The sequence below is a fragment of the Achromobacter sp. NFACC18-2 genome, assembly GCF_900108985.1.
In the GTDB taxonomy this organism is placed as follows: Bacteria; Pseudomonadota; Gammaproteobacteria; order Burkholderiales; family Burkholderiaceae_B; genus Achromobacter.
This window is the reverse complement of the sequence record NZ_FNYM01000007.1, coordinates 238,159-250,806: the sequence shown is the minus strand read 5'-3', so window position 1 is coordinate 250,806 and position 12,648 is coordinate 238,159. Positions and strand designations below refer to the sequence as shown.

At 69.3% G+C, this 12,648-nt stretch carries 7 protein-coding genes; 4 read left to right on the top strand and 3 right to left on the bottom strand.

Features of this window, described 5'->3' with window-relative positions; genetic code table 11:
* The first annotated feature begins 80 nt into the window (after positions 1–80).
* The 4 genes from BMW75_RS13385 to BMW75_RS13370 are packed head-to-tail and all read left to right on the top strand — an operon-like array spanning position 81 to position 9,129.
* Positions 81–1,346, top strand: a complete 1,266-nt coding sequence (locus tag BMW75_RS13385; RefSeq protein WP_092579903.1) for an MdtA/MuxA family multidrug efflux RND transporter periplasmic adaptor subunit — start codon at positions 81–83, stop codon at positions 1,344–1,346.
* Between the two features lie 12 nt (positions 1,347–1,358).
* Positions 1,359–4,457, top strand: a complete 3,099-nt coding sequence (locus BMW75_RS13380; protein WP_076518674.1) for an MdtB/MuxB family multidrug efflux RND transporter permease subunit — start codon at positions 1,359–1,361, stop codon at positions 4,455–4,457.
* Positions 4,454–7,567: a multidrug efflux RND transporter permease subunit gene (locus BMW75_RS13375; protein ID WP_076518675.1), complete on the top strand. Its 3,114-nt coding sequence runs from the start codon at positions 4,454–4,456 to the stop codon at positions 7,565–7,567. Before BMW75_RS13380 ends, BMW75_RS13375 begins: the two co-directional genes overlap by 4 nt.
* Positions 7,564–9,129 (top strand): efflux transporter outer membrane subunit, encoded by a 1,566-nt coding sequence (locus BMW75_RS13370; RefSeq protein ID WP_092579901.1) that lies wholly within the window; start codon positions 7,564–7,566, stop codon positions 9,127–9,129. Before BMW75_RS13375 ends, BMW75_RS13370 begins: the two co-directional genes overlap by 4 nt.
* A gap of 75 nt (positions 9,130–9,204) precedes the next feature.
* Here the strand turns inward: BMW75_RS13370 and BMW75_RS13365 are convergent, their stop codons facing one another.
* The 3 genes from BMW75_RS13365 to BMW75_RS13355 all read right to left on the bottom strand — a co-directional run bounded on the left by BMW75_RS13365 (position 9,205) and on the right by BMW75_RS13355 (position 12,646).
* Entirely contained in the window at positions 9,205–10,623 is a 1,419-nt protein-coding gene (locus BMW75_RS13365) for an amidase (RefSeq protein ID WP_092579899.1), read from the bottom strand.
* A gap of 201 nt (positions 10,624–10,824) precedes the next feature.
* Positions 10,825–11,787 (bottom strand): Nudix family hydrolase, encoded by a 963-nt coding sequence (locus BMW75_RS13360; RefSeq protein ID WP_092579897.1) that lies wholly within the window; start codon positions 11,785–11,787, stop codon positions 10,825–10,827.
* Positions 11,780–12,646 (bottom strand): ATP-binding protein, encoded by an 867-nt coding sequence (locus tag BMW75_RS13355; RefSeq protein ID WP_076518679.1) that lies wholly within the window; start codon positions 12,644–12,646, stop codon positions 11,780–11,782. Before BMW75_RS13355 ends, BMW75_RS13360 begins: the two co-directional genes overlap by 8 nt.
* Positions 12,647–12,648 lie beyond the last annotated feature (2 nt).

Sequence of the window (12,648 nt, the reverse complement as noted above, 5' to 3'; positions counted from 1 at the left end):
CCTGAGGGCCCCGGGCGTCGAAACCGGGACGGTCTAGTAGACAATACGGCTTTCCTTCCGAGTGTGCCGGAACCGTTTCCATGTCCGATAGCCGTCCTGTATCCCCATCCGCCCGCTGGAGCCGCCGCCGCATCGTCGGCCTGGTCCTGCTGCTGCTCGTTGTTGCGGCAATCGCCTGGATGGTGCTGCGGCCTTCGGCCAAGCAGGGCGGACCCGGCGGACGCCCCGGCGGCAGGCCGCCCATGGCGGCCATGGCCAACATGCCTGTCCCGGTTCGTATCGCCACCGCCACCCAGCAGGACATCGACATCTTCCTGCGCTCGCTGGGCACCGTCACCGCCTACAACACCGTCACCGTCAGAAGCCGCGTCAGCGGCGAACTGGTGGACGTTGCCTTCCAGGAGGGCCAGCAGGTCAAGGCCGGCGACCTGCTTGCGCAGGTCGATCCGCGCGCGTTCCAGGTCGCCCTGGACCAGGCCCGCGGCACGCAGATGCAGAACCTCGCGCAGCTTGAAAACGCCAAGCGCGACCTGCAGCGCTACCAGGCCCTGTACAAGCAGGACTCCATCGCCCGCCAGCAGGTCGATACCCAGGCCGCGCTGGTGCGCCAGTACGAGGGCGCGGTCAAGAGCGACCAGGCCAACGTCGACAACGCCAAGCTGCAGCTCGACTACGCGCGCATCACCGCGCCCATCAGCGGGCGGCTCGGCCTGCGCCAGGTCGACCGCGGCAACCTCGTGTCCAGCTCGGACACCAACGGCCTGGTGGTGATCACCCAGACCCAGCCGATTTCCGTGGTGTTCACGCTGCCTGAAACCCAGTTGCCCGACGTGCGCGCCGAACTGGCCGCCGGCAAGACGCTGACGGTGGATGCCTATGACCGGGCCGACACCCGCCGCATTGCCACGGGCACCCTGGAAACGCTGGACAACCAGATCGACGTCGCGACCGGGACGCTCAAGCTCAAGGCCCGGTTCGACAATACCGACGACGCGCTTTTTCCGAACCAGTTCGTCAACGTGCGGCTGCACGTCCTGACCCGCAAGAACGTGACCGCCATCCCGACGGCGGCCGTCCAGCAGGGCTCGGCCGGCGCGTTCGTGTTCCTGGTGCAGCCCGACGACACGATCGCGGTGCGCCAGGTGAAGCTGGGCGCCATCAACAGCGGCATGGTCGCCGTCAATGAAGGTCTGCAGCCGGGCGACCGCGTCGTCACCGAAGGCACCGACCGCCTGCGCGCGGGCGCCAAGGTGGAAATCGTGGGCGGCGCCCAGGTCATCCCCGCCACCCGCGACAAGACGCTGGGCGCGGGCGCGCCGGCCGGCACCACGCCCGCCTCCAAATAAGCCGAGAACGCCGTGAGCCCGTCGCGCCTTTTCATCCTGCGCCCCGTGGCCACCACGCTGTCGATGGTGGCCATCCTGATCGCGGGTCTGATCGCCTACCGGTTCCTGCCCGTTTCCGCGTTGCCGGAAGTGGACTACCCGACGATCCAGGTCGTGACGCTGTACCCCGGGGCCAGTCCCGACGTGATGACCTCCCTGGTCACCTCGCCCCTGGAGCGGCAGTTCGGCCAGATGCCCGGCCTGAACCAGATGTCGTCCACCAGTTCGGGCGGCGCGTCGGTCATCACGCTGCAGTTCAACCTGACCCTGCCGCTGGACGTGGCCGAGCAGCAGGTGCAGGCGGCGATCAACGCCGCCTCGAACCTGCTGCCGTCGGACCTGCCGGTGCCGCCCACCTACAACAAGGTCAACCCGGCGGACGCGGCCGTGCTGACGCTGGCGATCACCTCGCCCACCATGCCGCTGCCGCAGGTGCGCGATCTGGTCGACACGCGCGTCGCGCAGAAGCTGTCGCAGATTCCCGGCGTGGGCCTGGTCAGCGTGGCGGGCGGCCAGCGGCCGGCCGTGCGGGTCCAGGTGAACCCGCAGGCGCTGGCGGCCAATGGCCTGTCGCTGTCGGACCTGCGCACCGCCATCGTCGGCGCCAACGTCAACCAGCCCAAGGGCAACCTGGACGGGCCGCAGCGCTCCACCACCATCAATGCCAATGACCAGCTCAAGTCGCCCACCGACTACAACAGCCTGATCATCGCGTACAAGAACGGCGCGCCGCTGCGCCTGGCCGACGTGGCGCGCGCCGTCGAAGGCGCGGAAGACACCCGGCAGGCCGCGTGGGCTGGCGACAAGCCCGCCATTCTGCTGAACATCCAGCGCCAGCCGGGGGCCAACGTGATCGACGTGGTCGACCGCATCCAGGCGCTGATGCCGCAACTGCGCGCCGCGCTGCCCGCCACGCTGGACGTGGCCGTGGTGTCCGACCGCACCCAGACCATCCGCGACTCCGTCGCCGACGTGCAGTTCGAGATGCTGCTGGCGGTGGGGCTGGTGGTCATGGTGACCTTCATCTTCCTGCGCAGCCTGACGGCCACGCTGATCCCCAGCGTCGTCGTGCCGCTGTCTTTGGTGGGCACGTTCGGGATCATGTATCTGGCGGGCTTTTCCATCAACAACCTGACGCTGATGGCGCTGACGATCGCCACGGGCTTCGTGGTGGACGACGCCATCGTCATGATCGAAAACATTGCGCGCCACATCGAGGAAGGCGAGAAGCCGATGCAGGCCGCGCTCAAGGGCGCCTCGCAGATCGGCTTCACGCTGATCTCGCTGACCCTGTCGCTGATCGCCGTGCTGATCCCGCTGCTCTTCATGACGGAGGTCGTGGGCCGCCTGTTCCGCGAATTCGCGATCACGCTGGCGGTGGCCATCCTGATTTCCCTGGTGGTGTCGCTGACCCTCACCCCCATGATGTGCGCGCGCCTGCTGCGCCCGGAATCCGAGACCCGGCACGGACGCTTTCACCAGGCCACGGGCGCCTTCATCGACCGCGTCATCGCCGCCTACGACCGCATGCTGCAGGTCGTGCTGCGCCACCAGACGCTGACCCTGGTGGTGGCGGTGGCCACGTTCGCGTTGACCGTGCTGCTGTACCTCGTGGTGCCCAAGGGCTTTTTCCCGCAACAGGACACCGGTCTCATCCAGGCCATCACGCAGGCGCCGCAGTCCATCTCCTTTGCCGCCATGTCCGAGCGCCAGCAGGCCGCCGCCCGGCTGGTGCTGGAAGATCCCGACGTGCAGGCCGTGTCGTCGTTCATTGGCGTGGACGGCAGCAACGCCACGCTCAGCGCCGGCCGCATGCAGATCGCGCTGAAACCCCAGGCCGAGCGCAGCAGCGACCTGCGCGCCGTGATGGCCCGGCTGCAGGAGACCCTGAACCGCCAGGACGGCCTGACCGTCTACATGCAGCCGGTGCAGGACCTGACCATCGAAGACCGGGTTAGCCGCACGCAGTATCAGATGACCTTGTCCAATCCGGACCTCAAGGTCCTGAGCGAATGGACGCCCAAGCTGGTCGACCGCCTGCGCAGCGTGCCCGGGCTGATGGACGTCACCGACGACCTGCAGGACGACGGCCTGCAGACCTGGGTCGAGATCGACCGCGACGCGGCCTCGCGCCTGGGCATCACGGCCGCCGTCATCGACGAGGCGCTCTACAACGCCTTCGGGCAGCGGCTGATTTCCACGATCTTCACGCAGTCCAACCAGTACCGGGTGGTGCTGGAGGTGCAGCCGCAGTTCCAGATGTCGCCCAGCGCGCTGGGCCAGATCCACGTGCCCACGTCCTCGGGGGCGCAGGTGCCGCTGTCCTCCGTGGCGCACATCAGCGAAGGCAGGACGGTGCTGGCCGTCAACCGGCTCGACCAGTTCCCCATGGTGACGGTGTCGTTCAACCTGGCGCCGGGCGCGTCGCTGTCCGATGCCGTGCAGAACATCGCGGCGGCCGAGGCCGAGATCGGCATGCCGGCCGGGGTGGAAACGCGCTTCCAGGGCGCGGCGCTGGCGTTCCAGAATTCGCTGTCCAGCACACTTTGGCTGATCCTGGCCGCCGTGGTCACGATGTACATCGTGCTGGGCGTGCTGTACGAAAGCTACATCCATCCCATCACCATCCTGTCCACGCTGCCGTCCGCGGGCGTGGGGGCGCTGCTGGCGCTGCTGATCAGCGGCACCGAGCTCGACATGATCGGCATTATCGGGATCATCCTGCTGATCGGCATCGTCAAGAAAAACGCCATCATGATGATCGACTTTGCGCTGGACGCCGAGCGCAAGCGCGGCCTGTCGCCCCGCGAGGCCATCCATGAGGCCGCGCTGCTGCGCTTTCGGCCTATCCTGATGACCACGCTGGCCGCGCTGTTCGGCGCATTGCCGCTGATGCTGTCCACCGGCACGGGCGCTGAATTGCGCCAGCCGCTGGGCCTGGTCATGGTGGGCGGCCTGCTGCTGTCGCAAGTGCTGACGCTGTTCACCACGCCGGTCATCTACCTGATGTTCGACCGCATGTCCCGCCGCTGGCGCGGCGCCGCGTCGGCGCCGGCCGGAGACGCCCGATGATCCTGTCGGCCCCGTTCATCGTCCGGCCGGTGGCGACCACGCTGCTGAGCCTGGCGGTCGTGATGGCCGGCATGCTGGCGTTTTTCCTGTTGCCGGTGGCCCCGTTGCCGCAGGTCGATATCCCCACCATTTCCGTGTCGGCCAGCCTGCCCGGCGCCAGCCCCGAGACCATGGCGTCCAGCGTCGCCACGCCGCTGGAGCGGTCGCTGGGCAGCATCGCGGGCGTCACGGAAATGACGTCGCGCAGCTCGCAGGGCTCCACCCGCATCACGCTGCAGTTCGACCTGTCGCGCGACATCAACGGCGCCGCGCGCGACGTGCAGGCGGCCATCAACGCGGCGCGCTCGCTGCTGCCCACCGGCCTGCGCAGCAATCCCACGTATCACAAGTCCAATCCGTCCGACGCGCCGATCATGACGCTGGCGCTGACGTCCGGCACGCTCAGCCAGGGCCAGCTCTACGATCTGGCCTCCACCATCGTGGCGCAGAAGCTCTCGCAGGTGGACGGCGTGGGCGAAGTCACGGTCGGCGGCAGTTCGCTGCCCGCCGTGCGTGTCACGGTGCTGCCCGGGGCGCTGGCCAACCAGGGCGTGTCGCTGGACGAGCTGCGCGCCACGCTGGCCAACGCCAATGCCAACCGGCCCAAGGGCGTGCTCGAGAACGACCGTTACCACTGGCAGATCATGGTCAGCGACCAGCTCAGCCGGGCCGAACAATACCGGCCGCTGATCGTGGCCTGGCGCGACGGCAGGCCGGTGCGCGTATCCGACGTGGCCCGGGTCGAGGACTCGGTCGAAGACCTCTACCAGACCGGCTTCTACAACGACCGCAACGCCATCCTGATGGTCGTGCGGCGGCAGGCGGACGCCAACATCATCGAAGCCGTGGATGCCGTGCGCGCGCAGCTTCCGGTGCTGCAGGCGCTGATGCCGGCCGACGTCAGCATGACGGTCGCGCAGGACCGCACCCCCAGCATTCGCGCGTCGCTGCACGAGGCCGAGCTGACGCTCGTCATCGCCGTGGGACTGGTGGTGCTGGTGGTGCTGCTGTTCCTGCGCCGCTGGCGGGCGGCCATCATCCCCAGCGTGGCGGTGCCGGTGTCGCTGATCGGCACGTTCTGCATCATGTACCTGTGCGGCTACACGCTGAACACCATCTCGCTCATGGCCCTGATCGTGGCCACGGGGTTCGTGGTGGACGACGCCATCGTGGTGCTCGAAAACATCATGCGGCACGTCGAGCGCGGCATGTCGCCGATGCGCGCCGCGCTGCGCGGCTCGCGCGAGGTGGGCTTCACGGTGCTGTCGATGAGCCTGTCGCTGGTGGCGGTGTTCATCCCCATCCTGCTGATGGGCGGCGTGGTCGGACGCCTGTTCCGCGAGTTCGCCGTGACCCTGTCGGCCGCCATCCTGGTGTCGCTGGTGGTGTCGCTGACGCTCACGCCCATGATGTGCGCGCGCCTGCTGCGCCCGGAGCCCAAGGATGAGAAGCCGCAGGGCCGCCTGGCGCGCTGGTCCGAGCGCGCCTTCGAGTCCATGCAGGACGGCTACCGCGTGTCGCTGGGATGGGCGCTGGCGCACGGCCGCCTGATGATGCTGACGCTGGCGGTCGCCGTGGGCCTGAACATCTACCTGTACACCGTGGTGCCCAAGGGATTTTTCCCGCAGCAGGACACCGGCCAGCTCCTGGGATTTTTCCGCGTGGACCAGGGCACGTCGTTCCAGGCCACGGTGCCCAAGCTGGAGGCGCTTCGCAAGGTGGTGCTGGCCGACCCGGCCGTGCAGAGCATGACGGGCTATGCGGGCGGACGCGGCGGCAGCAACAGCAGCTTCATGCAGATCCAGCTCAAGCCCCTGGAAGAACGCAAGGTGTCGGCCGACGTGGTCATCAACCGCCTGCGCGCCAAGCTGCAGAACATGCCGGGCGCGCGCATGTTCCTGGTGTCGCAGCAGGACATCCGCATCGGCGGACGCCAGAGCCAGGGCTCGTACGACTACACCCTGATGTCCGGCGACCTGCAACTGCTGCGCACCTGGATGCCCAAGGTGCAGCAGGCCATGGCCAAGATCCCGGAGATCACCGACGTCGACGCCGACGTCGAGGACCGGGGCCGCGAGATCAACCTGGTCATCGACCGGGAAGCCGCGACGCGGCTGGGCATCAGCATGGCCACCATCTCCACGGTGTTGAACAATTCATTCAGCCAGCGCCAGGTGTCGGTCATGTATGGGCCGCTCAACCAGTACCACGTGGTGCTGGGCGTGGACCCGAAGTTCGCGCAGGACATCGAATCGCTGCGCCAGGTCGAGGTCATCACGGCGGACGGCGCGCGCGTGCCGCTGTCGGCGTTCACCAAGCTCGAAAACGCCAACGCGCCGCTCAGCGTCAGTCACCAGGGCCTGTTCGTGGCCGACACCATCTCGTTCAGCCTCGCGCCCGGCGTGTCGCTGGGGCAGGCGACGGCCGCAATCGACAACGCCGTGGCCCGCATCGGCCTGCCGTCCGACCAGATCCAGGCGGGCTTCCAGGGCACCGCCGCCGCGCTGCAGGAAACGCTGGCGCAGCAGCCCTGGCTGATCCTGGCCGCGCTGGTCACCATGTACATCGTGCTGGGCATCCTGTACGAGAGCTTTGTCCATCCGCTCACCATCCTGTCCACCCTGCCGTCGGCGGGCCTGGGCGCGCTGCTCGCGCTGCTGCTGGTGCGCTACGACTTCACGCTGATCGCGCTGATCGGGGTGTTCCTCCTGATCGGCATCGTCAAGAAGAACGCCATCATGATGGTGGACTTTGCGCTGGACGCCGAGCGCCACCACGGCATGACGCCGCGCGACGCCATCTTCCAGGCGTGCCTGACGCGCTTTCGCCCCATCATGATGACGACCATGGCGGCCATCTTCGGCGCGCTGCCGCTGGTGCTGGCCACTGGCGCGGGCGTCGAGATGCGCCAGCCGCTAGGCATTACCATCGTGGGCGGTCTGGTGCTGAGCCAGATCCTGACGCTGTACACCACGCCCGTGGTCTATCTTTACCTGGACCGCTTCCGCCTGTGGGCCGCGCGCCGGCGCGCCTCGCGGGGCGGGAAATCCGCTTCCATCGAACACACATGATCCGTACCAAGCCGCTTCACCACGCCTGCCTTCCCCGCGCCGCGGCCACGATTGCGCTGTGCGCGCTGCTGGGCGCCTGCGCGGTCGGGCCCGACTACCAGCGCCCGGCGCTGGACGTGGGCGCCGCCTACAAGGAAGGCCAGGTCGAAGTGCCCGGCTGGAAACCGGCGCAGCCGCGCGACCAGGCCGAGCGCGGCGAGTGGTGGAAAGTCTATGACGACCCCGTCCTGAACGGGCTGATGGACCGGCTGAACGCGTCCAACCAGACCATCGCCCAGGCCGAGGCCAACTACCGCCAGGCGCTGGGACTGGTGCGCGGCGCGCGCTCGGGCTTTTATCCCACCGTCGGCGCCGGGGCGGGCATGACGCGCGCGGGCAGCGGCGGCCAGAGCGGCTCGTCGTCCGGATCGGGCAGCAGCGTGTACAACCAGTATTCGGTCACGGGCAGCGTGAGCTGGGAGCTGGACCTCTGGGGACGCGTGCGCCGCAGCGTCGAATCCTCGGAAGCCAGCGCGGCCGCCAGTCTGGCCGATCTGGGCGCGACCCGCTTGAGCGCGCAGGCGGCGCTGGCCCAGACCTATCTGCAATTGCGCGTGCTGGACGAGCAGAAGCGCCTGCTGGACGCGACCGTGGCCGCCTATGAAAAGTCCTTGCAGCTCACGCAGAACCGCTACGAGGTCGGCGTCGCGGGCCAGGCCGACGTGGCCGTGGCGCGCACGCAGCTCGAAAGCACGCGCGCGCAATCCATCGACCTGGACTGGCAGCGCGGGCAATACGAGCATGCGATCGCCGTGTTGATGGGCCAGGCGCCGTCGCAGTTCAGCCTGCCGCCGGCGGTTTTCGCGCTGAAGCTGCCGCAGATACCGGTCGGCCTGCCGTCCGAGCTGCTGGAGCGGCGTCCCGACGTGGCGGCCGCCGAACGCCGCGCCGCCGCCGCCAATGCGCAGATCGGCGTGGCGCAGTCCGCCTGGTTCCCGAGCCTGATCCTGTCGGCCGACGGCGGCTTTCGCAATGGCGAGTTCGCCGAGCTGCTGACCGCGCCCGCGCGCTTCTGGTCCCTGGGCCCGGCGCTGGCCTTGACGATCTTCGACGGCGGCGCGCGCGAGGCCCAGGTCGAACAGGCCCGCGCGTCGTACGACGCGCAGGCGGCGGCCTACCGCCAGGCGGCCCTGACCGGCCTGCGCGAGGTCGAGGACTACCTGATCCAGCTACGCGTGATGGAACAGGAGCAGATCGTGCAGCGCCGCGCGCTGGAATCGGCGCGCGAATCGCTGCGCCTGATCCAGAACCAGTACAAGGCCGGCCTGGTCGACTACCTGAGCGTGGCCGTGGTGGACGCCACGGCGCTCAACAGCGAACGCAACGCCCTGAGCCTGCTGGGCGACCGGCTGCTGGCCAGCGTCAACCTGATCGTCGCGCTGGGCGGCGGGTGGGAAGGCCTGCCGGCGGAGCAGACCGCGCGCGCGGACGCGGCGCAGACCCCGGGGCCGCAGGCTTCCGGGTCGCAGCGTCTCCCGGCCCAGTCCCCCGCGCCCCAGTCCGCCGCGCCCCGGTCTCCCTAGTTGCGGCGGTCAAGGCTCCGCACGGGCATCCCGATGCGCTGACGCCAGGCCGCCGGCCGTGCGATCCGCGCCGTCCTACAGTCCGACCGCCTTCAAGTCCGGCCGCTGGCGGTGCCAGTCGGTCACGGCCTGGAAGGCCATGCCGATCTTGCCGAGCACGCCTTCGTCATTGGGCTTGCCCAGCAATTGCACGCCCAGCGGCAGGCCGTCGGCGGTGAAGCCCGCGGGCAGGGCCAGGCCGGATGCATTGACGTAGTTGCCGGCGCGCGTGAAGGCGGCCAGCGGCGTGGCCGCCTCGTCGACCTCTTCCAGCCTGCGCGCGCCGAAGGGCGCGCTGGGGGTGAGCACCGCGTCGAAATCACTCATCCAGTCCAGCCAGTCCCGGCGCGCCTGCGCGTGCGCCTGCAGCGCGGCGATGTAGTCCGCGGCCGACAGGCCCTTGCCCGACAGCACGCGGGCGCGTACGTACTGGCCGATGGGCTGGGCGGAATCTTCGATGTAGCCGCGGTGGACGGCATAGGCCTCGGCGGCGATGATCTGGCCGTTGCGTTGCATCATCTCGCGGAAATCGAAGGGCAGGGGCGTCTCCGTCACTTCCGCGCCCAGTGCGGCGAGCACCCGCCGCGCGTCGTCCAGCGCGGACAGCGCGTCGGCGTCCACGGCGATGGGGTGCTGGGAAAGCGGCATCAGGGCGATGCGCACGCCGCGCAGCGGCTGCGCGCCGTGGGCGGGCTCGCGGTATTGGAAGGCCGGGATGCCCAGCGTCAGCGGATCCTGCGCATCGGGGCCCGCCATCAGGGCGGTCAGCAGCATCGCGTCGCGGGCGTCGCGCGTCAGCGGACCCAGGGTGTCCAGGGTGGTCGACAGCGCCACGGCGCCATGCAGGCTGATCCGTCCGCGCGAGGTCTTCAGGCCGGTCACGCCGTTGAGCGCCGCCGGTATCCGCACCGAGCCGCCGGTGTCCGACCCCAGCGCCGCGGGCGTCAGGCCGGCGGCGACGGCCACGCCGGACCCGCTGGACGAACCGCCGGGCACGCGCGGCTGCTGCAGGTCCCAGGGATTGCGCGGCGTGCCCATGACCGGGTTGGTGCCCCAGCCGCCGAAGGCGAACTCCACCATGTGGGTCTTGCCCAGCATCACCATGCCCGCGTTCAGCAGGCGCGCGACGGCGGTGGCGGTGACGCCGCTGCGCCGTTCGCGCCAGGCCTCGGAACCCGCCGTGGTGATCTGCCCCTGGATGTCGCACAAGTCCTTGACCGCCACCGGCACCCCGTCCAGGGGGCCGAGCAGCCCGTAGCCCGCGCGCCGGCGCGCGTCGGCGGCTTCGGCAAGCCGCAGGGCGCCCGCGCTGTCCACGCTGACGAAGGCGCCCAGCGCCGGATTGGCCTGGGCGATGCGGTCCAGAAAGTGGCGTGTCAGTTCCACCGAGCTGTAGCGGCCCTGGGCCAGGCCCTCCGCCAGTTCGGCCAGGGTGGCAAATGCGATTTCAGACATGGTTTCCTCGGTTCGATGCCATGAGTCTTTCTGCCAGACTCAACAGGCCCGTCCGCCCGCGGCGGTCGGCGTCGGCAAACAGGGTGCCTGGGCGCGTCGATCCGGTCTATGCGCACTTTCCCGCCCGGACGCAAACGAAACGGCCCATGCGCATGGCATGGGCCGTTCTGGTGCACAAAGCGCGAAATGCGCGAAATGTGGTCAGAGGATGGCGCGTATCCCGGCGATGCCGTGCGCGCCGTGCCGCAGCGCCTGCGAAACCGTCTGCGTGGATTGCCCGCCCAGCGCGAACACCGGAATGCCGGCGTCGCGGTTGCCTTCGACGAAACCGTCCCAGCCCAGGGTCGGCGCGCCGGGATGGCTGGGCGTATCCAGCACGGGGCCGAGCACGGCGAAGTCCGCGCCCAGCTCGCGTGCATGGACCACCTGCGCGTTGTCGTGCGCGGACACGCCGACCAGGGCGGCCTTGGGCAGTTCGGGGCGCGCGGACAGGCGCAGGGCGTCCGCCGTGCGCAGGTGCACGCCGTCGGCCTCTTTCCACCAGGCGACGGGATGGATGCTGTTGACCAGCACGCGCGCGCCGGCGGCGCGGCAGCGTTTCAGCACCTGTTGCAGCACTTCGTGCAGCGAGCTGGCGCCCACGCCGTCCGGCCATTGCGGCTCGCGGAACTGCACCAGCCGCACGCCGCGAGCCAGCGCCGCGTCAAGCCGGCCCAGGAACGGCGCGATGCCCGCGCGCGAGCCGATGGCGCTGATGCCGTAGGTGGTGGGCAACTGCAGCCAGCGTAGCGGAGGAAGGGTGGCGGGCAACAGATCCCCCACCGATGCCGCGTTGGCCGGGTCCACCCACTCCAGGCGCTGGTTCTCCAGGCTTTGCGGGTCGCCTTCCCAGCCGGTCACGTGGCAGAACGCCAGCCGCACGGTGGTGTGCGGGTAGGCGTGGACATAGGTGACCCAGGGGCGCGATTGCGTGACGCGGATGCCGATTTCTTCCTGCAGTTCACGCGCCAGCGCCTGCAGCACCGTTTCGCCGGGTTCGAGCTTGCCGCCGGGCAGCTCCCACCAGCCCGACCAGGGCTTGCCTTCGGGACGCTGGCCCAGCAGCAGCTTGCCGTCGGGGCGCAGGATCAGGCCGGCGGCGACGTCGACGATCTTCTCAGACATGGCGGGCCGCCCAGTCGCGCGCGAATTGATAGGCCACGCGGCCCGAGCGCGAACCGCGCTCGATCGTCCATTGCAGCGCCTCGGTGCGCGACGGCTCGATGTGCGCCTCGGGGCAGCCCAGCTCGCGCAGCCAGTGGTACACGATGTCCAGGTAGTCGTCCTGCTTGAACGGATAGAACGACAGCCACAGGCCGAAGCGCTCGGACAGCGAGATTTTTTCCTCGACGGTTTCGCCGGGGTGGATCTCGCCGTCGGGCTGGTGCTTGGCCTGCAGGTTTTCGCTCATGTATTCCGGCATCAGGTGGCGCCGGTTGGACGTGGCGTAGATCAGCACGTTGTCGCCCGAGGCTGACACCGAGCCGTCCAGCACCGACTTGAGCGCCTTGTAGCCGGCCTCGCCTTCCTCGAACGACAGGTCGTCGCAGAACACGATGAAGCGCTCGGGCCGCGCGGCGACCAGTTCGACGATGTCGGCCAGGTCGCCGAGGTCGGACTTGTCGACTTCGATCAGGCGCAAGCCGCGGTCGCCGTAGGCGGCCAGCATGGCCTTGACCAGCGAACTCTTGCCCGTGCCGCGCGCGCCGGTCATGAGCACGTTGTTGGCGGGCTTCTTTTCAAGGAACTGCAGCGTGTTGCGGTCGATGGTGGCCTTCTGGCGCTCGATGTGCTGCAGGTCCTGCATGTCGATGCGCGCCACGTGGCGCACGGCGTCCAGCCAGCCGCGCGCGCCGCGCTTGCGCCAGCGGAACGCATGGGCCGTCCAGTCGATCTCGGGCGGGGCCGGCGGCAGGAAGGCTTCCAGTTGCGCCAGCACGCGCTCGGCGCGCTGGATGAGGGTGGTGAACTCGGTGGCCGTCATGT